Below are 24,842 nucleotides of genomic sequence, written 5' to 3' on the forward strand. Positions count from 1 at the left end.
GCAATGGCTGCACACCTACAATCACCACCGCGGACACACCGCGCTCAAGGGTCAGCCACCCGCCAGCCGCGTTCCTAACCTCTCAGGGCAATACAACTAGGGCTCGCTCAGGCCCCCCGCTCGGCGGCACGTGAGCGGGCTCTCCCCAAGGTCTACCCCAGGCCTCGCTCTTCGCTCGGGCACGTACCATTGCGGCATGTCCTTCCTCCGCCGCCGCAGCGCCACTCCCGCAGGCCCCGACTTCGACGTTCTGGCCATGGACCCGGGGGACTGGCCGGGCAATCTCGGTGCCGGGCTGCTGCCCGCGCCCGACGGCAGCTGCCAGGGCGTTTTCCTGCGCTACGACCTGTTCGGCGGACGCGGCCCCGCGATGATCATCGGCAATCTGCCGGAGGGCTCCCCGGCGCGTGACGTGGCCGAGGGCGAGATTCCCTTCGAGGTGACGCAGCTTCTCCTCGCGCTGGACAACGACGAGGAGGTCACCGTCGTCGGGACCGAGGACATCCCGGTGATGCAGGGTGACAACCTCCTGATCGTGCGCCGCCTCAAGCTCTCCGAGGGCCGTATCGCCTGCGTCCAGTTCGACCGCAGCGACAACGTCCTGGTGACCATCGCCGCCTGGGACCGCCCCATCACCGACGACCTGTACGCCCTGCTGAAGCCGCTGCCCGCGGAGCTGTTCCAGCAGGGCTGACGACCGGCGTACCGGCCCGGACGGAAGCCCTGACCATCCGGGTTCCCGTCCGGTCATTCCCGGTGGTACGGACACGCCGAGGGCCGGGACCACCGTGTGCCCCCGGCCCTCCGCACTCGCCTACGACGCCGACGGCACCACCTGTACATCCGCCGCCCGGACGAACGCCACCCGGTGGCCGAACTGGATCTCGTAGTAGCGGTCCTTGCCGATCACGACCTTGTGCGAGTCCACGGTGAAGGTGGCCGAGTAGTAGTACTCGCCCGGCATTTCGTCGCCGATGACGTACTTCTGGCCGGCCGGCAGTCGGTAGGACAGCGGCGAGACCGACTGCACGGGCACGCCCGCCGGGTAGGCCTCCTTCTCCGGGTACGCCCGCCCGTACACCGGGATGTCGGCGAGGCCTGCCTTGGGCGTCACCACGAGCCCGGACGCGTTCACCGCCGTCGACTGCTTCTTCGGGTTCTTGAACCAGGCCTTCTGGCCCAGGTACCAGATCGCCGTCCAGTCTCCGTCACGGTCGGCGACCGCGTACTGCTGGCCGGTGGAGGCCCGCGAGCCCACGTCGTTCACGTCGATCGTGGAGTCGCCGCCTTTGGGACGCAGCCCGATGTCCTTGATCAGCGGCGAGGTCTCGTCCGGCCTGCTGTACAGACGCACCTCGCTGGAGCCGTGCGCAGCGCAAGGCTGACCTGACGCGGTGCAGCCCGTGTACTCGGGCTGGTTCTTCGCGTAGTGCGGCAGGATCGTCACCAGGCCGCCGTCGGAGTCGGCCGTGGTGTGGAACGGCTTGCCGAGCAGCTCGAAGTAGTGCCGCCAGTTCCAGTACGGTCCCGGGTCAGTGTGCATGCCCGGGACAGAGGCGGTCGTCGGGCCCGGAACGTTCTCGTGCCCCAGGATGTGCTGCCGGTCCAGTGGGATGCCGTACTTCGCGGAGAGGTACTTCACCAGCCGGGCCGACGAGCGGTACATCGCCTCCGTGTACCAGGCGTCCGGCGAGACGAGGAAACCCTCGTGCTCAAGGCCGATCGACCTGGCGTTGATGTCCCAGTTGCCCGCGTGCCAGGCCACGTCCTTCGCCTTGACGTGCTGGGCGATGTGCCCGTCCGTGGACCGCAGGGTGTAGTTCCATGACACATAGGTCGGGTCCTTGATCAGATTGAGGACGCCGTCCCACCGGCCTTCGGTGTCGTGAACGACGATGTACTTGATGCTCTGTGACGCGGGCCGGCCGCCCAGGTCGTGATTGCCGAAGTCGCCCTCACCGAACTCCTCGTACGGCGCCGGGATCCACTCGCAGGCCACGCTCTTCGGGCACTCGGTCGCGGCCGTGCCGGCCGCGCGCAGTCCGGCGCGCTTGAGTTGCGCCGTGTCGGGCGCCAGGCCCGGCTGCGCGGTCAGCGTGATGTTCTCTCCGGAGTCCGTGGCGCGCCGCTCACCCTCGCGCATCACCCGGAAGACATCGTCGGCATACGCGGCCGCCGTCGCGCTGTCGTCCGCGCCCGAGTACGTCGCCACCGCTCCGTACCACTTGGCCGGATCGGCGGTCAGCGGCTCGCCGAGGTGTTCCTGCGCGGCGGCGAGCAGCGCGGCACCGCCCGCGATGTTGGCCGCGGCGTCGGTGCGCAACCGCTCCGCGGGGATGCCGGTCAGCGCGGCGGCCTTCGTCAGCGTCTTCAGCCGGGCCGGCAGTTCGGAGTTCTCGGGGACCTTCGTCGTGGGGAGCAGGGCGGCGCGGGCCTGGTCGCCGCGGGCGTCCTCCGTGCCCTCGCTGTGGTGGGGGGTCTCGGCGATCGCGGTGCGGGCGTCGGTGAGGTGCATCGGACCGTAGCCGCCGGTCACGCTCGGCGCGCCGTCATGCGCTTCCCAGCGGGACTGAAGGTACGAGACACCGAGCAGCACGCTCTGCGGCACGTGGTACTCGGCGGCCGCGGCGGCGAAGGCACCCTGCAGACCGGACGCGGGGGGCTGTTCGGGGGCCGGGGCGGCGCCCAGCAGCGCCGGCAGCAGCAACGCCGCCGAGGCGACGGCGCCTGCCGCCCTGAGGGCGCGTCTGCGCCCGTCTGGGGCCTGGGGGACGGTGGCGGATCCTCGCAATGCAGCCTCCTGGGGCCGTCGGGCGCTCTGGGACGTGCGGGGCCGAACGTGCGTCAGTGGTACCGGCTCGTCGACGATCCGTCAATCATGCACAGACCAAGGAGATTACCCATGTCAGCAGCGGTCGAGAGGTGGTTTCGTGGCGGCGGTGACGCGGCCTGCGGGGCGTCAGTGGAGTGGACCAATAACCTGTGCGGGCGCGTCCTGCGAGGTTTTCCGCACGACCGGACATACAGGTGCCCCGGCAGGCGCCATACGCCCGCCGGGGCACCGGGTTCGCGGTGCGCTGCTGTGCGCGCACCGCGGACTGCGGACCGACATCAGTTCAGCGAGTGCCGACCGCCGCTCGTACGGCCCGCCGCGCCAACTGACAGTCATCGTGCAGCCGCCTCAGCAGCAGCCGCTGTTCCTCGCCGGTCGGGACGGCACCCGGGTGAGTCGCTCCTGGTGCCGCCGGGGTCGCGTCGTGCATCGAACGCTGCACGGCCGTCTCGTACGTACGGATCTCACGGGTGAGGACGAGCATCAGGTTCACCAGGAAGGCGTCACGCGAGGCAGGTCCCGCCGACTGCGCGACCTGGCTGATCTGACGCCGGGCCGCCGGGGCGTCACCGAGAACCGCCCACAGTGTTGCCAGGTCGTACCCGGGCAGGTACCAACCCGCGTGCTCCCAGTCCACCAGCACCGGACCTGCCGGTGAGAGCAGGATGTTCGACAGGAGAGCGTCACCGTGACAGAACTGGCCCATGCCTTGCCGACCCGCCGAGTAGGCGATGTCGTGCAGCAGTTTCTGCAGGTCGCCCATGTCCCGGTCGGTGAGCAGGCCCAGTTCATGGAAGCGCGCGATCCGCTCCGCGTAGTCCAGCGGTGCCTCGAATGTGCCCGCCGGGGGGCGCCATGCGTTCAACCGGCAGATCGCGCCCAGCGCCGCCCGGATGTCGCCGCGTGGGGGTGCCTCCGCCGGATGCCGCTGGAGCGCGGCCACTCGGCCCGGCGCCCGCTCGATCACCAGGGTGCAGTTGTCCGGGTCCGCCGCGATCAGCCGGGGCACCCGTACCGGTGGTCGGTGCCTGACGAACGAGCGGTATGCCGCTATCTCGTGCCGGAAGCGTTCGGACCAGATGGGGGAGTGGTCGAGTAAGCACTTGGCGACGGCCGTACTGCGCCCGGTTGTGCCGACGATGAGCACGGAACGCCCGCTCCGGCGCAGCACCTGTACCGGAGCGAACTCCGGGCAGATGCGGTGCACCGAAGCGATGGCGGCGCGCAGTTGCGAGCCCTGTGGGCCGGACAAGTCGATTTTCCCGCTGAGTGGTTGGGCACCAACCCCCGGAACGTGTCGCGTCCTGGCGGTACCGAGCACGGGGGCCGCGGGTCGCGCGGGGTCGAGGTAGGGGCCGCCGGCGCCCGGGCGGGAGCGCAGCGACCGGGGCGGGGCGGACACGGAGGACGATGCTGCGTACATGAGGCTAGACAGATCCCTTCGTGTGCCGACGAGTTGACGCCGCCCGCCCCGACCGCCCTGGGTGCACCCTGGGGAATGTCCCTGCGGCGGCCGGGTCGGGGTGGCGCGTTCCTACCTGACACCCGATGCCCCGTGGCACACCATCTGGCGCACCCTGGCGAACCCTGGCGAATAGTCCCGAAGCATCTGACAGAGGGTTACTGTCAACTCAGCCGAGAACCTGGGGGCTTGACGTGAGTGGACAACCCAACACCCGCCTCGCGGACCTGTTCGGCCTGGCCGGCTGGTCCAAGGGCGAACTCGCGAGGCTGGTCAACCGGCAGGCGGCGGCCATGGGCCACCCCCAGTTGGCGACCGACACCTCGCGGGTGCGGCGTTGGATCGACATGGGAGAGATCCCACGCGATCCCGTGCCGCGGGTGCTGGCGGCGCTGTTCACCGAGCGACTCGGCCGTGTCGTGACCATCGAGGACCTCGGTCTGGTCCGGCACGGGCGCCCGGGGAGACGGCGTGACGAAGGGCGTGCCCAGCACCCCGACGGAATCCCATGGGCACCCGAGCGGACTGCTGCGGTCCTCACCGAATTCACGGGAATGGACCTCATGCTCAACCGACGCGGCTTGGTGGGCGCGGGCGCCGCGCTCGCCGCAGGATCAGCACTCAGCAGCGCCATGCACGACTGGCTGCACACCGATCCGGCCCTCGCGGCCGATGCCCCCCGCTTCGCCGACCCCCTGAACGTCGACCCGATCGGGTACGACCGCTACGAGGCTGCCCCCATCGGATCGCAGGAGATCGAGGAGCTGGAGCGCTCGGTCGAGGTGTTCCGGGCCTGGGACGCGGCCCGCGGCGGCGGACTGCAGCGCAAGGCTGTCGTGGGCCAGCTCAACGAAGTGGGAGGCATGCTCTCCTACCATCACCCCGACCATCTGCAGCGGCGGCTGTGGGGCGTCGCTGCCAACCTCGCCGTCCTCGCGGGCTGGATGTCACACGACATCGGCCTGGAACCCACGGCACAGAAGTACTTCGTCATCGCCGCCCACGCGGCGCGTGAGGGCGGCGACCGCCCGCGGGCGGGGGAGGCGCTCTCCCGCGCCGCCCGCCAGATGGTGCACCTCGGCCGGCCCGACGACGCACTCGATCTGATGCAGCTCGCCAGGTCCGGCTCCGGCGACCAGGTGCTGCCCCGCACCCAGGCCATGCTCAGCACCATCGAGGCCTGGGCACAGGCCTCGATGGGCAAGGGGCAGGCCATGCGGCGCACCCTTGGCCAGGCGGAGGACCTGTTCGTCTCGGACAAGGGGGATGTGCCCCCGCCGAGTTGGATGCAGATGTTCGACGAGGCGGATCTGCACGGCATGCAGGCGCTGGCCTACCGCACCCTCGCCGAACACGAGCCGGGTGCGGCCGCCATCGCGCAGCGGCACGCGAAGGAGGCGCTGGAGCTGCGCGGGGCCGGCCGGGACCGGTCGAAGATCTTCGACCGCATCTCCCTCGCGTCCGCGTGCTTCATCGCCGACGACCCGGAGCAGGCGGACCGGTACGCGCGTCTGGCACTGACGTCGATGGGGGCGAACTCCTCCCACCGCACCTGGGACCGGCTGCGTGAGATGTACCGGCTCACCGCGCAGTACTCCAGCTACCCGAAGATCCAGGACCTGCGGGAGGAGATCGAACTGGCGCTGCCCAAGGGCCTGTCCAAGCCCAGAGGCGGAAACAACACGCAGGCGTAGAAGGCCTTCGCCGGTCGCGCGAAAGGGTCGGATCCAAGGGGGCTGTGGCCTTCTCGTCAGGAGACGATCCGGGCGACGAGCACGCAGGCGTCGTCCTTGCGATCGCGCTCGCCGAACTCTTCCACAACAGTCCGTACGCAGTCCTGGGCCGTGTGGTTTCCGCTGAAGTGCGGAGCCAGGTCGAGCAGCCTCTGGACGGCCGCCGTGCCACTGTCCCGCGGGAGCAGCCCCTCGGTGTGCAGAAGCAGCAGGTCGCCTTCCTCCAGGGTCTCTTCGGCCTGCCCGTAGGCGGTTGTCGAGGCCGCCCCGAGCAGTGCGCCGTCCGGTGCCGCGAGCATGCGCCCCGTCCCGTTGCGGAACAGCAGCGGGACGGGGTGTTCTGCCTGTGCCCAGGTCAGGGTGTGCGTCCCGGGGCGGTAGCGGCAGCAGAGGGCGCTGCCCAGCGACGGCTGGATCGAGGCGTCCAGTAACTGGTTGAGCAGGCTCAGCAGATGACCGGGTTCGCTGCCCGCCACGGCCATGCCGCGCAGGGCCCCGATCAGTGTCGCCATGCTCAGGGTCACGGACATGCCGTGCCCGGTGAGGTCACCGACGGCGAGCAGTGTGTCTCCGTCGGGTAGTTCGAGTGTGTCGTGCCAGTCGCCGATCGCTGTGTGCGCGGCGGACGGCAGATGGCAGGCTGCCACGTCGAGCGTTCCGGCTCCCTGCCGCGGGAGCCGCAGGGAGCCGCGCCGCGGTGGCAGCACGGCCTCCTGTAACGCGACCGCGAGCCGGTGCTCGGTCTGCTCCCGGTGCCGGTGACATTGCAGCGAGTTGTGGGACTCACACACGGTCCGCCGGTAGCGGCGTAGTTCGCTGACGTCCCGTAGTACGGCCCACATCGAAACGGTGGTGCCGGTGGCGTCGAGCACGGGCTCGCCCATCATGTGCACGGTGCGCGGCTCGCCGTCGGGGCGCGAGATGCGGAACTCCCCGTCGATGGGTTTGCCGTCGACCAGGCAGTCCGTGACCATCGCCGTGAGTAGTGGCCGGTCGTCGTCGTGCACCAGTGAGGGAAGTTCGTCGAGGGTGAGCGCGGGGGTGGCGGGGTCGCGGCCGAGGATCTGGTACAGCTCCCCGGACCAGCTCGCCTCGTCGGTCAGCAGGTTCCACTCCGCACTGCCGACCCGGCTGAGCAGTGAGCCCGCCGGGGGCGGGGGAGGGGCGGCGGGACTGTCGGAGGGGTTGACGGCCGTGGGTGGCGGGCCGTCCCGCAGTAGAGCCAAGTGTTGGTCGACATCACTGAGTTGATGCAACGTCAGATCGCACAGTGCGCGCTGCCACCGTCCCTTGGGATCCGAGCCGTCCTGCAGCGCCTCCCGCCGTACCGCGTCCACCTCGCCGCGCAGCCGCCGCGTCTGCGAGATGAGCGCATCGACCGTGCCGCGCTCGGGCGGCCGGGCGGATGAGCGATCCGCGAAGAGGTGGGGCGGCATGACGCACTCCGATGCGGGGACGATTCCACGAAGGCTGACGGAAGGGCCGTTACGACTGTTGCACAGCCTGCGACGCCCTGTAAGGGATTTGGCAACACACGATCCGGTGGTGCTTCTGGCATATGCCACAGGCTCTGTGGAGTGCCTGCGCGTGATGTGGGGCTGGTGTGTCCGATGTGGTCAAGTCGTAGTGTTCGCAGGAGACTTGACGAAAATTGGGAACACGGATTCGTTGTTCGGATGTGTGTTCGTCAGGTGCGTGTGCGCGCATCGCTGTGCCGCGGCGGCGGGACGCGGTCGGCGCCTCCGTACAGTTCCGGGCGCGGGGCGAGGTCCACGGGCACGCGACCGCCGCTCCGCTGGGCGCGGACGCCCGCCTCGGCGACCGCAGAGGCCGCGTATCCGTCCCATGCGGTGGGGCCGGTGACCCGTCCCTGCCGCGTGGCGTCGACCCAGGCCTGCACCTCGCGGTCGTAGGCGTCCGCGAACCGTACGAGATAGTCCTGCGCGACCTCCTTGCACGCGCCGCCCGAGGTCGTGACGACCATCGTGTGCCCGTCGCCGATCCGGGCGCTGCCGCCCTCGCAGACCGCCTCACAGCGCACCTGATAGCCGAAGCCGGAGTTGACGAAGACCTCCACGTCCACGAGGGCGCCGTCCGCCGTCTCGAACAGTACGAACTGCGGATCGAGCAGGCCGCCCGGGGCGTTCGAGGACGGCCGCGGGCGCAGCACGGTCACCGCGGTGAGTTCCTGCTCCAGCAGCCACCTGGCCGCGTCGATCTCGTGCGAGACGGAACTGTTGATCAGCATGGCCGTGGTGAAGTCCGATGGCGAGGAAACATTGCGGTGCGTGCAGTGCAGCATCAGCACACGCCCCAACCGGCCGGTGTCCAGCAGGGACTTCAAACGCGCGTACTCGGCGTCGAACCGCCGCATGAAGCCCACCTGCGCAAGCCGACGTCCGAGCCGTGCCTCCGCCTCCACCACGCGCAGCGCCCCCGCCGGATCCGGCACCATAGGCTTCTCGCACAGCACGGGCAGGCCCCGCGCGAAGGCCGCGAGCAGCGCTTCCTCGTGTGCCGGCCCGGGTGAGGCGATCAGCACGGCCTGGACGCCCGGCGCATCGAGAGCGGCCATCGGCTCGGCGTGCACCTGGACGCCGTCGATGCCGACCGTGGCTTCCTCGGCGCGGTCCGTGTCGGGGTCCGCCACGGACACCACTCTGGCCCCGCTCACCAGACGATCCAGACGGCGTATGTGGTCGGCGCCCATGTGGCCCGCGCCCAGTACCGCCACTCCCAGCAGATCGCCCATGGGTCCCACCCTCTCCATCGAGTGTTTCCGGCAGGGTAGTGGGGGAAGCGGTGAAGAGGGCCGACGTCGAAAGGGCACTCAGTAGCGCAGCACCCCGGCGATGCCCTGCGCGTCGCCCAGGGTGCCGTCCGGAACGAAGCGGACCTCGGCGCCCGTGTCCAGGCAGCGCTCGACGATCTCGTCCACGATGTCCTCACGGGCGTCGAGGTCGCCGCTCTCGGCCGGCACCAAGTGGTCTCCGGCGACGTCGCGGACCGTCACGCGGTAGTTCTCCTCGACCGCGAGGAGCCGGATGCGGCCGTCGGACGCGTTCTGCCAGACCTCGTCGACGCCGGCGGCGAAGTTCCTGCGACCGCGTGCCGCCACCAACTCGCGGCTCACCGTGTCGACGTCCTCGCGGTCCTGGGCGGTGACCACGGGGTGGATGGCCTGCCACACGGCGTCGGGGGTGCCGTGGGCCAGACCCCCGTGCGGGACGTGGATGGCGTCCTTGGCGATGGTGCCGACCTCGTCGAGGCAGGACAGCGCCGCAGGCTCACCGGTGACGTACAGCGGGCGGGGGTGCTCGCGCAGCACCGCGCCCATCGCCGTGTCGGCCTCGCGAAGGAAATGGCGGGTCCCCTCGTCACGGAAGGTGCTCGGCATGTCGCCGATCTGCTCCTGGCGCTCGGCGTCGAAGTTCGGGCGGCTCCTGGCCAGCGGGAAGCCGCCGGTGTGGTCCTCGGTGACGCGCTCGATGCCGCCGCTCCACAGGGTGACCCGGTCGGCCGATACCGACAGCACCCAGTAGGGCCGCTCGGCAGCTTGTGCGGAGACGAGGTTGCGGGTCAGGAAGGTGTCCGAGAGCACCACGCGCTCGGGCACCGTACGGGCCAGTGTCCAGACCTGGTGCTCGCCCGGTGCGGCGAAGATGGCGAGGCCGTCCTCCGCGTGCGACAGGTCCACCTCCGCAAGCGCCTGGTCGAGCTGGCGGACGACATCGGTGCGTCGTTCCCGGGTGACCGCGGGATCGGCTTCCAGTTGCTTCTTGGCCTCGGCCACCACATTGCGCAGCCGGACCGGATCCTGGGTGTTGTCGGGCCCACGGCGGTGTGTCGGCGTCAGCACGGACACCGCGGGGTAACTGCGGGGGCGCCGCAGTTCGGCGAGGGTCGCGGGACTCAGATCGTGCTCCATAGCAGCACGATAGGGCCGATTCACGAAGAAGGCATTTGGGGCAAGACGGTCATGAATCCGAGATAATGGGGTGTCGGTGTCGACCGGGTCGTCGGACGAAACTCTTCTCGTCGCCGACGGACGTCGGTGCCCGACCGCCCTGGGGCATCACCGGGACGCAGTTCGACGGGCGTGCGACGACCCCCGGAGCGACACCGTCGAACGCCGTGCCCCGAACGCCCGGTACGGCGCACCGCCCGCCCGGCGCCAGGAGGGATCAGCCTCTGGCGGTCCGCACTCCGGAAAGGCACATCGTGACCTGTCAGGAATCCCGCCCCACGTACGGCGTCCACTCCGAGGTCGGCCGACTGCGCAAGGTGCTGGTCTGCGCTCCCGGTCTCGCCCACCGCAGGCTGACCCCCACCAACGCCGAAGAACTGCTCTTCGACGACGTGATGTGGGTGGAGAACGCCCAGCGTGACCACGCCGACTTCGTCGACAAACTGCGCGGGCGCGGTGTCGAGGTGGTGGAGTTGCACGATCTGCTCGGGCAGACGATGGCCATCCCCGAGGCCCGGGACTGGCTGCTGGACCGGAAGATCACCGCCAACGAGGTCGGGCTCGGACTCGTCGACACCAGCCGCGCCTTCCTGGAATCCATCGAACCCGCGCGGCTCGCCGAATACCTGATCGGCGGCCTCGCCACCACCGACCTGCCCGACGATTACCGCACCGAACACCTCGCCCTGGCCCGTGAGTCGACGGGTGCGCGCGAGTACCTGATGCCGCCGCTGCCCAACACGCTCTACACCCGCGACACGACGTGCTGGCTGTACGGCGGAGTCACCCTCAACCCGCTGTACTGGCCCGTCCGTCATGACGAGACCCTGCTGATGAAGGCGGTCTACGCCTTCCACCCCGACTTCGCGGAATCCACGATCTGGTGGGGCGACCCCGAACTCGACTGGGGGCAGGCCACGTTCGAAGGCGGAGACATCATGCCGGTCGGTGGCGGTGTCGTACTGATGGGCATGAGCGAACGCACCTCCCGGCAGGCGATCACCCAGGTGGCGGCGGCCCTGTTCCAGGGCGGTGCCGCCGAGCACGTCATCGTGGCCGGCATGCCGAAGCTGCGCTCCGCCATGCACCTCGACACCGTGTTCACCTTCGCCGACCGGGACCTGGTGACGCTGTACCCGGCCATCATGGACGGGGTCCACACCTTCTCCCTGCGGCCCGCCGACAAGGCCCCGGGCATCGAACCCGTCGACGAGGGCACACGCCCCTTCGTGGACGTGGTCGCCAAGGCGCTGGGCCTGCCCGGTCTGCGGGTGGTCGAGACGGGCGGTGATGTGTACGCCTCGGAGCGCCAGCAGTGGGACAGCGGCAACAACGCGGTCGCCGTGGAGCCAGGTGTGGTCTTCACCTACGACCGCAACACCCAGACCAACGCGCTGCTGCGCCAGGCGGGTGTGGACGTCGTCACCATCGTCGGCGCGGAGCTGGGACGCGGTCGGGGCGGCGGGCACTGCATGACCTGTCCGATCATCCGGGATCCGGTCGAGTCCTGAGGCCCGTGCGGGAGGCGGCGGGCAGCCGCGAGTTGCTGGGCAACTCTTTGCCCATGGCCGAGAACCGACGGCCCTCTCTCGTCAAGAAGCGGATCGGCGCGTACACGCGACGTAAAGCCCGGCCGAAACGGGGGCGTGGTGGGGGCCGACCAGGCCACGGCCGAGTTGACCTCCTCGCGTGCGTGACCGACGCTCGACACATAGCTGCTTGATACAACTGGTTTGCCGGGAGTGGCCGAGGCTGTGCAAAGCCGAAGGTGAGTGCGCTGCTCTCGGTGGCAGGACCGGGAGGTAACGCATGTGCGGCATCACCGGCTGGGTCTCCTACGACCGTGATCTGAGGGCCGAGACAGCGACAGTGGACGCCATGACGGAGACCATGGCCTGCCGGGGGCCCGACGACAGCGGCACCTGGATCGAAGGAGCCGCCGCCCTCGGACACCGCAGGCTCGCGATCATCGACCTGGTCGGAGGGCGCCAGCCCATGACTGCGCAGACCCCGGACGGCCCCGTCGCCCTCGTCTACTCGGGGGAGACGTACAACTTCACCGAGCTGCGCCGCGAGCTGACCGACCGCGGCCACCGCTTCACCACAGACTCCGACACCGAGGTGGTCCTGCGCGCCTACCTCGAATGGGGCGACGCGCTCGCCGAGCGGCTCAACGGCATGTACGCCTTCGCCCTCTGGGACGGCCGTCACGACGAGCTCGTCATGATCCGCGACCGCATGGGCATCAAGCCCTTCTACTTCTACCCCACCCCCGACGGCGTCCTCTTCGGGTCCGAGCCCAAGGCGATCCTCGCCAACCCGCTGGCCCGTGCCCGGGTGCGCCTCGACGGGCTGCGGGAGCTGTTCGCGATGGTCAAGACGCCCGGACACGCCGTGTGGGACGGCATGCACGAGGTCGAGCCGGGCACCGTGGTCACAGTCGATCGGCAGGGTCTGCACCGGCGGGTCTACTGGCGACTGGAGACCCGGCCGCACTCCGACGACCGCGACACCACCGTCGCCACCGTCCGCTCGCTGCTGGAGGACATCGTGTGTCGCCAGCTTGTCGCCGACGTGCCGCGCTGCACGCTGCTGTCGGGCGGCCTGGACTCCTCCGCGATGACCGCCCTGGCCGCGCGGCAACTGGCCGAACACGGTGAGAAGGTGCGCAGCTTCGCCGTGGACTTCGTCGGGCAGACCGACAACTTCGTCGCCGACGAGCTGCGCGCCACCCCCGACACACCGTTCGTGCACGACGTGGCCCGCGACTGCGGTACCGACCACCAGGACATCGTCCTGGACGCGGAAGCCCTCGCTGATCTCGACGTCCGAGCAAAGGTGATTCGCGCCCGCGACCTCCCGATGGGCTTCGGCGACATGGACACCTCGCTGTACCTGCTGTTCCAGGCGATCCGCGAACGCTCCACGGTCGCGCTGTCCGGGGAGTCCGCGGACGAGGTCTTCGGCGGATACCTCCAGTTCTTCGACGAGGAGGCCCGCCGTGCCGACACCTTCCCCTGGCTCGTCCGCTTCGGCCGGCACTTCGGCGACGACACCGACGTTCTGAGCCCCGCCCTGACCGAGGCCCTGAACCTCGGTGCGTACATCGCCGAGGGCTACCGCAACGCCGTCGAGGGCATCCGGCGACTGGACGGCGAGAGCGACTTCGAGTACCGGATGCGGCAGATCTGCCACCTCCACCTGACCCGCTTCGTACGGATCCTGCTCGACCGCAAGGACCGGGCGAGCATGGCGGTCGGCCTGGAGGTACGGGTGCCGTACTGCGACCACCGGCTCGTCGAGTACGTCTACAACGCCCCCTGGTCACTGAAGTCCTTCGACGGCCGGGAGAAGAGCCTGCTGAGGGAGGCGACGGCGGACCTGATCCCGAAGTCCGTCTACGACCGCGTCAAGAGTCCCTATCCCTCGACCCAGGACCCCAAGTACGCCCTCGCCCTGCAGGAGCACGCCAAGGACCTCCTCGCCCGCCCCTCCCACCCGGTCTTCGACCTGGTCGACCGGGAGCGGGTGCGCCAGGCCGCCCACCGCGACACCCCCCAGATCACCCAGGTCTCCCGCCGTGGCCTCGAACGGACCCTGGACCTGGCGCTGTGGCTGGACGTCTACCAGCCGGAGCTTTCCCTCACCTGACCGTGGGTGGGAAGCGGTATGGGAGCGGCGCCCCGGATCAGCGCGCTTGCTCCGGCCCGCACGTGCTGTCCCCGGTCGGCAGTGCCCCGTCCAGGAGGAAGGCGTCGACCTTCGCGTGAACGCAGTCGGAGGACGCGTATCCGGTGTGTCCCTCGCCCCTGTTGTCGAGGACCACCGCCGACGGGCCCAGGCGTCTGGCGGTCTCCAGCGTCCAGCGATACGGGGTCGCGGGGTCCCCGCGCGTGCCGACGAGCAGCATCTTCGCGGTGTGGACGTCCTTCACCTTCTTCCGGATGAAGTCGGTGCCCCGGGGGCGCCCGTAGCACATCAGCACCTGCGAGAGCCGGTGCGGTCCGAAGACGGGGGAGGCCGCCTCGTACGCGCCGCGCAGCCGGGCGATGTCCCGGACGATCCGGTCGGTACTCGGCCGGTCCGGATCGTCCGCGCAGTTGACGGCCAACAGTGCGGCCGTCAGGTTGTCGTCGGGCACGTCCGCGGGGTCGACCAGTCCACCGTCGGTCCCCAGAGCGGACGGCAGGGCCAGGGCGCTGCCTGAGAAGCGCAGGATCCCGCTGGGGTCGTCCTCCTTCACGAGCTGGAACAATGCCTGCTCCAGCGCCGGCCACAGCCTCTTGCTGAACAGTGCCTGCCCGATCCCGGCGACCAGGTCCTGCCCTGAGAACGGCAGGCCCAGGGCGGTCGGCAAGGGCTTCCGGTCCAGCGAGTCGACGAGCCGGACCACCTGCCGCCGGGCCGAGCGCGCGTCCTGCCCGAACGGACAGGCCACGTCCTTGACACACCAGTCGAGGAAGTCGTCCAGAGCGGCCTGCTGTCCTCGTGCCGCCGCCAGGCCCTGCTCCGCCAGGGGTTCGGTGAGCGTGTCCACACCGTCGAGCGCCATCCGGCCCACCTTCGTGGGGAACTGGGCCGCGTACACCGCGCCCAGGCGCGTGCCGTACGAGAAGCCGAGGTAGTTCAGCTTCTTGTCGCCGAGGGCCTGGCGCATCACGTCCAGATCGCGGGAGGCGTTGACGGTCCCCATGTGCGGCAGCACCGGCCCGGAGTGCCTGGCGCACTGCTCGGCCAGCTTGCGTATCTGCTGGAGGGCGGCTCGGGGGTCGCTCCCGTCGGCGGACAGGCCCGTCACGTTCACGGTCCCGCCCGTGTCCTCTCCGCAGCTGACCGGCGAGGACCGGCCGACCCCGCGCGGGTCGAACGTCACCACGTCGTAGGACGTCGCGAGGTTTGCGAACACCGTTCCGGACGAGGCCAGTTGGGGAACGCCCGCCTGGCCGGGACCGCCGAAGTTCAGCAGTACCGATCCCCGGGACCGCCCGGTCGCCGGCAAGCGGGCCAGCGCCAGGTCGAGCGTCCCGGCGGTGGGTCTCGCGTAGTCGAGGGGGACCGTCACCTGCCCGCACTGCAGGTCCTTCGGCATGCCCTCGCCCTTGCAGGCGGACCAGGAGATCTTCTGGCGGTAGAAGCGGGACAGATCGGGTCCGTCGGTGGCTGTGGCCGCCGACGGAAGCGCCGTGCCCGAGAGGGCCAGCACCGCGGTCGTGGCCGCCGCCGTGGTGATCGCACGACGTCTGCGCATGGACAGCATGGTGCCTCCGGGGACGCCCCGGCTGCGGATCCGGCGGCGACCCTCCGATCACGATAGGCGGGCTCTTGGGGGCGCGCCTGCGGGCGGGCAGGGCAGGCGGATATGCCGTACTCTGCGTGCCATCGTCTGGCGCCTCGCTGCGCCGGGTCACCTGCCGCGACGGCCTTCCCGTGGGTTCGAAAACCACGCCACTCGATGGGGTGAAAGGCCGATAAGCCATAACTCCGATGGTTCGGCTGCGTTTTATCGGGTGCGGGTGAGTGCCCGCGACCAAGTTTGGAAGGCAGGGAACCGATGAAACGGGTTACCCGAAATGGTTTGATCGCCGTGGCCGCCGCCTCCGGGGCGATGACCGTGGCGCTGCCCGCGCACGCGGACTCCGCGGCGCAGGGCACTGCGGCGGGTTCGCCCGGACTGATCTCCGGTAACACCATCCAGCTTCCGGTGAACGTACCGGTCAACGTGTGTGGCAACACCGTGGATGTGGTGGGGCTTCTCAACCCGGCCGTGGGAAACACCTGCGCGAACCGGGGCACGGTGCACCATGCGGTCCCCGGCGGTGGCGTGTCCACGGGTCCGTCGCATCACGCGGCTTCCGACGGTGGTGCGTTCGCGCACGGAAGGGCAACGGATTCACCGGGCCTGCTCTCCGGCAACGAGGTGCAACTGCCCGTCGACCTCCCGGTGAATGTCAGCGGCAATTCGGTGAACGTGGCCGGTGTCGGCAACGCGGCCACCGGCAACACCTCCACGAACGGCTGGGTCGACCGGCCGCACCATCACGCTCCACGACCGGTCGTGGCGCCCCCCGAGGCGCACACCCCCACACCGGGTTCGCGTCCGCGCCCGCGCCCCGTTCCGCAGCCCACGGCCGCGCTCGCCCACACGGGCGCGGACGCGACCGTGCCCGCGCTCGCGGGAAGCGCGGCCCTGGTGCTCGGCGGGGCGATCCTTTACCGGCGTTCCCGTGTGAGCGCGAGGCGCTGAGCCGGTGCGCCGAGGGGACCTTGCGGACGAACAGTCGGCAGGGTCCCCGGCGCCGCCGATGTCAGCGCGAGGCCGCTTCGGCGGCCTCGCGCCGCAGAATGCTGTACCGCACCCCGTCACGCCACTGTCCGTCCCGGAACACGACGCTGCGAACGAGCCCCTCCCGGGTGAAACCGGCTTTCTCCAGGGAGTGTTGCTCCGCGATGTTCTCGACCTCCGTGTCCGCCTCGACGCGCTCGACGACGGTGTGTGCGAACAGGTAGCGAACCAACTGCCGCTGGGCCTCGGTCCCCGCGCCCTTGCCGCGGGCCTCCGGCATCAGAGCGATGCCTATGTTCCAGTAGTAGGAGGTGCGAGACGCCCAGACTTTCCGGAATCCGACGAAGCCCAGCACTTCATCGTCTCGCACCACCATGAGCATGCCCTGGTCGTCGCCGAGCAGCCTGTTCTCCGCCCATTCGCGCCGCCAGCGCCCGGGATCCCACCAGCCGAACCAAAGGAAGGGCGCGGCCGCCTCACGGTCCGTCAGGAACCGTTCCAGGAGTGATAGGTCGTCCTCGGCTGCGGGGCGCAGCGTCACGCGTTCCACGGTCATGCCCAGCCAGACTAGTGCCGCGACAGGGCGAACATTGCCTGTTGCGGCTTCAGGGTGCGTGCGCATGGTCCGGTACCGGTCCGCGGACATCGGAAGGTTCGGTGCGGCCGCCCCATCACATGGGTGGCGCTCGCCGCGTCCCCGATCTCAGCGGGCAACTACGCCTTCTCCGTGCGCTCGGGGCGATGGAAGCGCCGGTGCAGCTCGCGTACTTCCGCCGCCAGTTCCGGTACGGGTCCCTCGACCACCACACCGGGCGCGACCTCGTTCACGGGAAGGGTTCGCACGGGAGGCTCGGAAACCTGCAACTCGCTGTGCCAGGAAGCGAGTTGCGCCGACGAGGCGATGTACACGATGCGGCCAAGCCCCACCCAGGCGTGGGCGGCCGCGCACATGGGGCAGTGTTCGCCGGAGGTGTAGACGGTCGCCGCCGCGCGCTCCTTACGATGCCGAACAATCCGTTCCGCTTCTTCAATCCCGGGTCAACGTCAGGTCAATCCTCGGCCTGGTGCGTGGAGGTTCTCCTGCGCAGCCCCACTTCTGCCATGTACCGTTCAACAGTGCGTCACCCGGGCAGCGTACGAAGAGATGTCTACGCGCGCAGACCGCGGTGGCGGTTCTCCACGCGAAGACTCGGCACCCGCATCGTTCCTTCCCCCCAACGCCTCACGGAGGTCCGCCGGATGCTCGCACTCACCAGGTCCCCCCGCAGACTCACCACGATCCTCGCCGTGTTCGGCCTGCTCACCACGGGCGCCGCCGTCCAGATGACCACGGCGGCCACCCCGGCCCACGCGGCCACCCCACACCGCGTCCTGTTCGACAACGCACACGCGGAGACCGCGGGAAACGCCGACTGGATCATCTCCACCAGTCAGCCCGACCCGCTCGGCGAGAACTCCTCGCCGTCCGTCGAGAAGGACTGGACCGGAGCGCTCTCCTCCTGGGGCGTCGCCCTCCAGAAGACAGGCAACTACAGTCTCAAGACGCTGCCTTCGGGTTCCAGCCTCGCCTACGGTGGCGCGTCCTCGACCGACCTGTCGAAATTCGACACGCTCGTCCTGCCCGAACCCAACACGCTCTTCACCGGGGCCGAGAAGACTGCCATCATGACGTTCGTCAAGAATGGCGGCGGGCTGTTCATGATCTCCGACCACACCGGCGCCGACCGCAACAACGACGGCTATGACGCGGTCAAGATCCTGAACGACCTGATGACCAACAACAGCGTCGACTCCACCGACCCGTTCGGCTTCTCCGTCGACTCGCTGAACATCGGCTCCGACCACCCTGCCGCCATCAGCGACAGCGCCGACCCGGTCCTGCACGGGTCCTTCGGCACCGTCACCAAGAGCCTGATCGCCAACGGCACGACCGCCACGCTCAAGCCCTCGGACAACTCCTCCGTCAAGGGCCTGGTCTATCGCTCCGGCTACTCGGGCAACACCGGCGCGTTCTTCCTGACCAGCACCTTCGGAAGCGGCCGCGTCGCCTTCTGGGGCGACAGTTCACCCATCGACGACGGCACCGGCCAGCCCGGCAACACGCTGTACGACGGCTGGAACGACTCCACCGCCACCAACGCGGCCCTCGCCCTCAACGCCACCGCATGGCTCTCCGGAGCGAGCGGCGGCAGCGGGGGCGGAGGCTCCACCTCCTGCACCCCGGCCCAACTCCTCGGCAACAACGGCTTCGAGTCCGGCAACACCATCTGGAGCGCCAGTAGCGGCGTCATCACCAACTCGACCGGGGAGCCCGCCCGTACCGGCTCGTACTACGCCTGGCTCGACGGTTACGGCTCCGCCACCACCGACACCCTCTCCCAGACGGTGACCATCCCCTCCGGCTGCGCCGCGACCCTGAGCTTCTCCCTCCATATCGACACCGCGGAGACCACGACCACCACGGCGTACGACACGCTCAGTGTGCAGGTCCTCAACCCTTCCGGCACGGTCCTGGGCACCCTGGCGACGTACTCCAATCTCAACGCGGCTTCCGGCTACATCCAGCGCAGCTTCAACCTCGGCAACTACGCCGGGCAGACCGTGACGATCAGGTTCACCGGCACCGAGGGCGCCAAGCTCCAGACGTCGTTCGTCATCGACGACACTGCGCTCAACGTGAGTTGAGTCGTAAAGACGAGCGGTGAGCCGCGGTCGCGCGGCCTTCCATGACGCCGACGAAGCATGTGCTCCCGGCTGCGGGGTCTGTGCATAATCCGCGGTCTGTGCATAATCCGCGGATGACCTCACAAACGATCACCGCGGGCGCCGCGGGCATCTGGAAGCTCGGCGATCTGCCCGTCAACCGTATCGGCTTCGGCGCGATGCGGCTGACGGGCAGTGCCGCGTTCCATCTCGGGACGACGAGCGATCGTGAGCGGGCGGTCGCTGTGCTGCGCAGGGCGGTTGAACTCGGCGTCAACCACATCGACACGGCCGCCTTCTACTTCTCTTCCCTGCGCTCCGCCAACGAACTGATCAACAGCGCGCTCGCGCCGTACCCGGACGACCTGGTCATCGTCACCAAGGTCGGCCCCTACCGCGACTACTCGGGAGAGTGGGGCACCTCGGCCCGGCCCGACGAACTGCGCGGCCATGTCGAGGAGAACCTGCGTCAGCTCGGCCGTGACCACCTGGACGTGGTCAACCTCCGCCGGATGTCCAAGTACGACTCGATCGCCGAACACTTCGGCGCGCTCGCCGACCTGCGCGACGCCGGGCTGATCCGGCACCTCGGCATCTCGAACGTCGAGCCCCGTCACCTCGCCGAGGCGCAGGCCATCGCGCCGGTGGTATGCGTACAGAACCAGTACGGGCTCCACCGGCCCGATCCGGCCAGTGACGAACTCCTGCGGACCTGCGGCGAACAGGGGATCGCGTTCGTGCCGTTCTTCGCGATCGCCGGGGAGGGCGGTGAGCGGGGACCGGCCGACGGCGCAGGCGACGAGGTCGTACACGCCGTCGCTCGGGCGCACGATGCCACGCCCGCCCAGGTCCGGCTGGCCTGGACGCTCCAGCAGGCTCCCCATGTCCTGGCCATTCCGGGCACCGGCAACCCGGACCACCTCGCGGAGAACGTGGGCGCGGGCGCGCTACGGCTGACGGACGACGAGATGGCGCGCCTCGACGCGCTGCACCGGCGCGGAGCCGTGTAGGCGGTGCACCGAGGAGCAACTGGTCACTGCCTGGTCCAGCGCAGGGTCATGTCGGGCAGATTCTCCATGTTCCCGCTCCCGTCGCTGGTGCCGAGCACACGGAAGCCGTGGTGTTCGTAGAACGCGCGGGCATCGGTGTTCTGCTGAAAGACGTGCAGTGACAGCCCGTCCTGGCTGTGCCGCAGGACCTCGTCGAGCAGCAGCGTACCGATGCCCTGGCGGCGGACATCCGGCCGCAGGTAGAGGCTTTCCAGCATGTCGCCTTCAAGGGCGGCATAGCCGAGGACCTCCTCCTCACGCGCTGCCACCCACACGCGGCAGGTCTTGAGGAGGGCATCCTGGACCCATCGGGTCACCTGTTCCCGACCGCGTCTTTGCGGAGGCAGGTACGGCATCGTCGCGGCGCGGGAGGCCATATGGATGTGTGCGATCACCGCCGCGTCTGCCGCAGTCGCGAGTCGGATCTTCGTCGTTCCGCCGTGGTCGGGCATGGCGGGAAACTACAGGTGCCGTGTCCGGGGAGGGAAGGTGTTCCGGGTGAGGTCCAGAGTGTCGGCGTGGAGCGCGACGGCGACCGTGCCAGGCGGTGCGGTGGGGGCCGACCCGCGTCCTGGGCGTGGACCCTTCCATAATGGACGTGCAGGTCGGCCACGGGCCGGACCCATGAAGACTACAATCCTGTAGACCGTCTACAGGGGTGTGGACGACGGCGGGCGAGGAAGGTTCCATGGCCGAAGCGAAGGACGAACGGCGCCCGGCGGGCGAACTCGAAGCCAGCGTCATGGCCGCGCTCTGGGCCGCGGACGCCCCTCAGACCCCCGGCCAGGTGCAGCTGAGCCTCGGGGCCGGTCTCGCCCGTACGACGGTGGCGACGATCCTGTCCCGGCTGCACGAGAAGGGCGCCGTCGACCGCAGGCGCCAGGGCCGCGGATACGGCTACTTCCCGGTTCAGGACGCACACGGGCTCACCGCCCGGCGCATGCACACCGAACTGGACCGGGGCAGTGACCGGCACACTGTGCTGGCGCGCTTCGTCGCCCAGCTGAGCGAGGACGACGAGCGCGTGCTGCGGGACCTGCTGGAATCCGGTGAGCAGTGACCTTCCTGCTGATCGTCCCGCTGGTGCTGCCGTTCGCGATGCCCCCGCTCGCCCGGCGCGTCCTCGAACGGCTCGCGCCCGCGACCGCGCTGTGGGTGGTGACCTGTTCCATGGTCGTGCTCGCGTGCTGTTGCCTGACCGCCCTCGGCGCCTTCGTTCTCACCGGGCTGCTCACATTGCCGGCCTTCGCGGCGCTCGGTGAGCTGGTGCACCCGCTGCGCACTGCGTCGGGGCTGTTCGTCGTGCCCGCGGCCGCGTTCTCGGTCGGCGCCCTCGCGGTGTGCCTGTGGACCGTGGCCCGTACCGTGACGCGCCAGGCCCGGGCCTTCCGTGCCGCCACCACCGAGGCGGCCCGCCGGTCCACCGCGGGCGACCTCTGTGTCATCGACTCCCCGCGCCCCGACGCGTACGCCCTCCCCGGGCGACCGCACCGCATCGTCGTCACCACCGGGATGCTGCGCAGCCTCAGTCCGGACGAGCGCGAGGCGCTCTTCGCCCACGAGCGGGCGCACAACGCGGGCGGGCACCACTACTTCCTCGCGGTCGCCGAACTCGCGGCGCTCTGCCACCCGGGGCTGCGGCCCGTGGGCGGGGTCATCCGGCTCGCGGTCGAGCGCGCGGCCGACGAGGCCGCCGCCGCCGCGGTGGGGGACCGCCGGCTGACCGCCCGGGCGATCGGTCGCGCAGCGCTCGCCGGCCGGGCCGCCCACGGGGAGCGGCCGTCCTTCGCGGCCGCCGCGACCACGGGTCCCGTGCCGCAGCGGGTCGCCGCGCTGCTGGCGGCCCCCCGCCCCCGGCGCCGGGCCGCCCCCTGGATCGCCGTCCTCCTCGTCGCCTGCGCCACCGTCTCCGCCTGCGCCTCGGCGACCGGAGTCATCGGCTTCCACCGCGACGTCGAGATCGCACAGGGCGAAGAGGGCCGCTGAGCCGCGCGGGCCACCGGAGGGCCCGCCGGTGGGATGGCGGCCTGCCCGCCATTGCCCGGCCGTTCCTTGCCTGCCGCCGGGACACCAGCCTCAGGTCAGTTCCTTGTACATGTGGACGTCCTCCGCATCGCCCGGGATGCCCGGCGTCCTGCCCGTCTCTACGTACCCGTAGCGCTGGTAGAACTCCGGCGCCTGGAACGTGAACGAGGACACGCACGCGCGGTCGCAGCCGCGCCGCCGTGCCTCTTCCTCGGCTGCGAGAAGGAGCTTGCTTCCCCATCCTTCTTTCCGGCTCTCCTGACGGACCCAGAGCATCTCGATGCCCAGCAGCCCGCCCCACGTCCAGGCGGACAGGCCCCCGATGAGTTCGCCGGCGTCGTCGACGACCTTCACCGACAGCGTCCCCTCGTCGTCGGCGGTGGTCCCGGTGGCGGGAAAGTTGATCTCGTCCAGCCCCTTGGACAAACGTTCGTTCAGCTCGGGGTCCTTGTGGCCGACGGTCAACGCCGCACCCGCGTAGTCATGTGCCATGCCGCAGAGCATCGCACCGCCGACCGCGCCGAGCAGGCGCCGCGCCGTAGTGGCCGCGGCGGCCACGGCCGCGACCGTGGCGGGCCCCGTTGACGGGATGCCGTACGCTACGTGTTACGTATAACGCGATCATTGCCGTACCTCCCACCGGAAGGCCAGATGAGACGCATTGCCCTGATCGCCCTCGTCGTAGACGACTACGACGAGGCGGTCCGCTTCTACACCGAGGTCCTCGGGTTCCGGCTCGCGGCCGACGAGCCCCGGCGGGACGGATCCCGGTGGGTCGTCGTCGAGCCCGGTGCCGCCGACGAGGGCACCGGTCTGCTGCTCGCGCGGGCCAAGGACAGCGCGCAACGCGGTCGGATCGGCGACCAGACCGGAGGGCGTGTGGGCTTCTTCCTGCACACCGACGACTTCGCCCGCGACCACGCCCGGATGACCGCGGCGGGCGTGACCTTCCTTGAGGAACCGCGGCACGAGCCGTATGGCACGGTCGCCGTCTTCCAGGACCTGTACGGCAACCGCTGGGACCTGCTCCAGCCCGCCGGATGAAACCCCAGAACAACCAGCCGAGGAACCACCGCACATGACCGTCTCGCACATCGACACCGACACCATTCGCCGGCTCCCCAAGGCCGTGCTGCACGACCACCTCGACGGCGGACTGCGCCCCGCCACCCTCGTGGAGCTCGCGGAGACGGTCGGCCACACCCTGCCCACCAACGACCCGCAGGCGCTGGCGCAGTGGTACTGCGATGCCGCGGGCTCCGGGGACCTGGTGCGCTACATAGCCACCTTCGAGCACACCCTGGCCGTGCTGCAGACCCGCGAGGGCCTGCTGCGCGCCGCCGAGGAGTACGTCCTGGACCTCGCGGAGGACGGCGTCGTCTACGGCGAGGTGCGCTACGCCCCCGAGCTGATGGTGACGGGCGGCCTCACCCTGCCCGAGGTGGTCGAGAGCGTGCAGGAGGGCCTCGCCGCGGGGATGGCCAAGGCGGCGGCCGCGGGCACGCCGGTCCGGGTCGGCACCCTGCTGTGCGGCATGCGCATGTTCGACCGCACCCGGGAGATCGCTGACCTCGCTGTGGCCTTCCGCGACGCCGGCGTCGTTGGCTTCGACATCGCAGGCGCCGAGGACGGCTTCCCGCCCGCCGACCACCTCGCCGCATTCGAGTACCTGCGCCGCGAGAGCGTGCCGTTCACCATCCACGCCGGCGAGGCGCACGGCCTGCCCAGCATCCACCAGGCCCTCCAGGTGTGCGGCGCCCAGCGCATCGGCCACGGCGTGCGCCTGACCGAGGACATCGTCGACGGCAAACTGGGTCGGCTCGCGAGTTGGGTGCGCGACCGCCGTATCGCCCTGGAGATGTGCCCGACGTCCAACCTCCAGACGGGCGCGGCCTCCTCGATCGCCGAACACCCGATCACCGCCCTGAAGGACCTGGGCTTCCGGGTCACCCTCAACACCGACAACCGTCTGGTCTCGGGCACGACGATGACCCGTGAGATGTCCCTGCTGGTCGAGGAGGCCGGCTGGACGGTGGACGACCTGCGCACGGTCACGGTGAACGCGGTCAAGAGCGCGTTCATCCCGTTCGACGAGCGGCGCGCCCTCATCCGGGAAGTGATCCTCCCCGGTTACGGAACCGCGTCCTGAAGCAGCCCCCGCACGTAGGCGGCCTGTCCGACGTGCTGCAGATCGTCGGACAGGACACTGACCAGCCGTACGCCCAGGCTGACGGGCGGATCCCAGCGCTCGTCCACGATGCGCTCGAGGTCCTTGGCCGTCAGCACGCGCAGGAAGCCGAGCGTCTGCTCGTGCACGGCGTCGTAGTACCCGGTGAGCAGAACACCCGACTCCACCTGGACCTTGGCGACCCGGCTCGGGCTGTGGCCGTACCCCGTGTCCCGGCGGGGCAGATCGAGCCCGAAGCGTTTGTCCCAGCCCTGGGAGAGCCACACCTGGTCGAGGCCGGCGGCGTCGGCGATGTGATCGTCCTGCACCCGGGTGAGATGCCAGACCAACCATGCGAGGGAGTTGGTGTCCGCGGTGGGCCGGGCATTGAGCTCGTCCGGCCCCAGACCGTCGACGGCGGCATGGACTTCTTCCAGGATGCGGGCGTACGCGTCGATGAGGATGTCCTTGGCATGCATGGACCAACGGTGCAACACCGTGGCGCGTAGCGCGCGCCCAGACATGCGGAAGTCTGCCGTTCGAGCAGCCTGCTGTCATCGGGTTCACCGTCGAAGCGGTCATCGCGGCGGCAGGTCGGGCTCGTCCCGGCTTGACCTCAA

At 69.9% G+C, this 24,842-nt stretch carries 21 protein-coding genes and 1 pseudogene; 11 read left to right on the plus strand and 11 right to left on the minus strand.

What is annotated here, in order from left to right; translation table 11 throughout:
• Positions 1-196 precede the first annotated feature (196 nt).
• On the plus strand, positions 197-694 hold the full coding sequence (locus ACWDEX_RS17050; RefSeq protein ID WP_450464246.1) for a hypothetical protein: 498 nt from the start codon (positions 197-199) through the stop codon (positions 692-694).
• Between the two features lie 120 nt (positions 695-814).
• Here ACWDEX_RS17050 and ACWDEX_RS17055 read toward each other — a convergent pair whose 3' ends face one another.
• Both ACWDEX_RS17055 and ACWDEX_RS17060 read right to left on the minus strand, forming a co-directional pair.
• Positions 815-2,791 (minus strand): N-acetylmuramoyl-L-alanine amidase, encoded by a 1,977-nt coding sequence (locus tag ACWDEX_RS17055; RefSeq protein ID WP_450464247.1) that lies wholly within the window; start codon positions 2,789-2,791, stop codon positions 815-817.
• Between the two features lie 325 nt (positions 2,792-3,116).
• Positions 3,117-4,256 (minus strand): aminoglycoside phosphotransferase family protein, encoded by a 1,140-nt coding sequence (locus ACWDEX_RS17060; RefSeq protein WP_450464248.1) that lies wholly within the window; start codon positions 4,254-4,256, stop codon positions 3,117-3,119.
• Positions 4,257-4,489: 233 nt separating this feature from the next.
• Here ACWDEX_RS17060 and ACWDEX_RS17065 point away from each other — a divergent pair, with 233 nt between their 5' ends.
• Complete coding sequence (locus ACWDEX_RS17065) at positions 4,490-5,989, plus strand: DNA-binding protein NsdB (protein ID WP_450464249.1); 1,500 nt, start codon at positions 4,490-4,492, stop codon at positions 5,987-5,989.
• 56 nt (positions 5,990-6,045) lie between these two features.
• On the opposite strand, the gene ACWDEX_RS17070 is transcribed toward ACWDEX_RS17065, so the two are convergent.
• From ACWDEX_RS17070 to ACWDEX_RS17080, 3 genes are all read right to left on the minus strand, one after another.
• The gene (locus ACWDEX_RS17070; protein WP_450464250.1) at positions 6,046-7,464 is read right to left on the minus strand and encodes a PP2C family protein-serine/threonine phosphatase; all 1,419 of its coding nucleotides are present in this window, start codon (positions 7,462-7,464) and stop codon (positions 6,046-6,048) included.
• A gap of 251 nt (positions 7,465-7,715) precedes the next feature.
• Positions 7,716-8,780, minus strand: coding sequence for a Gfo/Idh/MocA family protein (locus ACWDEX_RS17075; RefSeq protein WP_450464251.1), 1,065 nt, complete (start codon positions 8,778-8,780; stop codon positions 7,716-7,718).
• A 78-nt stretch (positions 8,781-8,858) separates the two neighbouring features.
• Positions 8,859-9,956 (minus strand): baeRF3 domain-containing protein, encoded by a 1,098-nt coding sequence (locus tag ACWDEX_RS17080; RefSeq protein ID WP_450464253.1) that lies wholly within the window; start codon positions 9,954-9,956, stop codon positions 8,859-8,861.
• 293 nt (positions 9,957-10,249) lie between these two features.
• Between ACWDEX_RS17080 and ACWDEX_RS17085 the strand changes: the two genes are divergently transcribed.
• Together ACWDEX_RS17085 and asnB are read left to right on the plus strand one after the other, a co-directional pair.
• Positions 10,250-11,506: an arginine deiminase gene (locus tag ACWDEX_RS17085; RefSeq protein ID WP_450464254.1), complete on the plus strand. Its 1,257-nt coding sequence runs from the start codon at positions 10,250-10,252 to the stop codon at positions 11,504-11,506.
• 298 nt (positions 11,507-11,804) lie between these two features.
• Positions 11,805-13,646, plus strand: a complete 1,842-nt coding sequence (asnB, locus tag ACWDEX_RS17090) for an asparagine synthase (glutamine-hydrolyzing) (protein WP_450464255.1) — start codon at positions 11,805-11,807, stop codon at positions 13,644-13,646.
• A gap of 37 nt (positions 13,647-13,683) precedes the next feature.
• On the opposite strand, the gene ACWDEX_RS17095 is transcribed toward asnB, so the two are convergent.
• Positions 13,684-15,252: an alpha/beta hydrolase gene (locus ACWDEX_RS17095; RefSeq protein WP_450464256.1), complete on the minus strand. Its 1,569-nt coding sequence runs from the start codon at positions 15,250-15,252 to the stop codon at positions 13,684-13,686.
• 294 nt (positions 15,253-15,546) lie between these two features.
• Here ACWDEX_RS17095 and ACWDEX_RS17100 point away from each other — a divergent pair, with 294 nt between their 5' ends.
• Positions 15,547-16,239 carry a chaplin gene (locus ACWDEX_RS17100; protein ID WP_450464257.1) on the plus strand — a complete coding sequence of 231 codons (693 nt, stop codon included), beginning with the start codon at positions 15,547-15,549 and terminating at the stop codon, positions 16,237-16,239.
• A gap of 61 nt (positions 16,240-16,300) precedes the next feature.
• On the opposite strand, the gene ACWDEX_RS17105 is transcribed toward ACWDEX_RS17100, so the two are convergent.
• Both ACWDEX_RS17105 and ACWDEX_RS17110 read right to left on the minus strand, forming a co-directional pair.
• The gene (locus tag ACWDEX_RS17105; protein WP_450464258.1) at positions 16,301-16,834 is read right to left on the minus strand and encodes a GNAT family N-acetyltransferase; all 534 of its coding nucleotides are present in this window, start codon (positions 16,832-16,834) and stop codon (positions 16,301-16,303) included.
• A gap of 158 nt (positions 16,835-16,992) precedes the next feature.
• Positions 16,993-17,277: pseudogene (locus tag ACWDEX_RS17110) on the minus strand (nucleoside deaminase); the annotation flags it as partial.
• A 240-nt stretch (positions 17,278-17,517) separates the two neighbouring features.
• Here ACWDEX_RS17110 and ACWDEX_RS17115 point away from each other — a divergent pair.
• Together ACWDEX_RS17115 and ACWDEX_RS17120 are read left to right on the plus strand one after the other, a co-directional pair.
• Complete coding sequence (locus ACWDEX_RS17115; protein WP_450464259.1) at positions 17,518-18,963, plus strand: hydrolase; 1,446 nt, start codon at positions 17,518-17,520, stop codon at positions 18,961-18,963.
• A gap of 113 nt (positions 18,964-19,076) precedes the next feature.
• The gene (locus tag ACWDEX_RS17120) at positions 19,077-19,991 is read left to right on the plus strand and encodes an oxidoreductase (protein WP_450464260.1); all 915 of its coding nucleotides are present in this window, start codon (positions 19,077-19,079) and stop codon (positions 19,989-19,991) included.
• A gap of 23 nt (positions 19,992-20,014) precedes the next feature.
• Here ACWDEX_RS17120 and ACWDEX_RS17125 read toward each other — a convergent pair whose 3' ends face one another.
• Complete coding sequence (locus ACWDEX_RS17125; protein ID WP_450464261.1) at positions 20,015-20,482, minus strand: N-acetyltransferase family protein; 468 nt, start codon at positions 20,480-20,482, stop codon at positions 20,015-20,017.
• A gap of 236 nt (positions 20,483-20,718) precedes the next feature.
• On the opposite strand from ACWDEX_RS17125, the gene ACWDEX_RS17130 reads away from it, so the two are divergent.
• Both ACWDEX_RS17130 and ACWDEX_RS17135 read left to right on the plus strand, forming a co-directional pair.
• Positions 20,719-21,090, plus strand: coding sequence for a BlaI/MecI/CopY family transcriptional regulator (locus ACWDEX_RS17130; protein WP_450464262.1), 372 nt, complete (start codon positions 20,719-20,721; stop codon positions 21,088-21,090).
• Positions 21,087-22,016, plus strand: coding sequence for a M48 family metalloprotease (locus ACWDEX_RS17135; protein WP_450464263.1), 930 nt, complete (start codon positions 21,087-21,089; stop codon positions 22,014-22,016). The genes ACWDEX_RS17130 and ACWDEX_RS17135 overlap by 4 nt, the downstream gene beginning before the upstream one ends.
• Before the next feature lie 90 nt (positions 22,017-22,106).
• Here ACWDEX_RS17135 and ACWDEX_RS17140 read toward each other — a convergent pair whose 3' ends face one another.
• On the minus strand, positions 22,107-22,613 hold the full coding sequence (locus ACWDEX_RS17140) for a GNAT family N-acetyltransferase (protein ID WP_450464264.1): 507 nt from the start codon (positions 22,611-22,613) through the stop codon (positions 22,107-22,109).
• Positions 22,614-22,706: 93 nt separating this feature from the next.
• Between ACWDEX_RS17140 and ACWDEX_RS17145 the strand changes: the two genes are divergently transcribed.
• The gene (locus ACWDEX_RS17145) at positions 22,707-23,099 is read left to right on the plus strand and encodes a VOC family protein (protein ID WP_450464265.1); all 393 of its coding nucleotides are present in this window, start codon (positions 22,707-22,709) and stop codon (positions 23,097-23,099) included.
• 34 nt (positions 23,100-23,133) lie between these two features.
• On the plus strand, positions 23,134-24,204 hold the full coding sequence (locus ACWDEX_RS17150) for an adenosine deaminase (RefSeq protein WP_450464266.1): 1,071 nt from the start codon (positions 23,134-23,136) through the stop codon (positions 24,202-24,204).
• Here ACWDEX_RS17150 and ACWDEX_RS17155 read toward each other — a convergent pair.
• Positions 24,186-24,701 carry a mycothiol transferase gene (locus ACWDEX_RS17155; protein ID WP_450464267.1) on the minus strand — a complete coding sequence of 172 codons (516 nt, stop codon included), beginning with the start codon at positions 24,699-24,701 and terminating at the stop codon, positions 24,186-24,188. The genes ACWDEX_RS17150 and ACWDEX_RS17155 overlap by 19 nt on opposite strands.
• Between the last annotated feature and the right edge of the window lie 141 nt (positions 24,702-24,842).

It is taken from the genome of Streptomyces sp. NPDC001020, assembly GCF_053599115.1.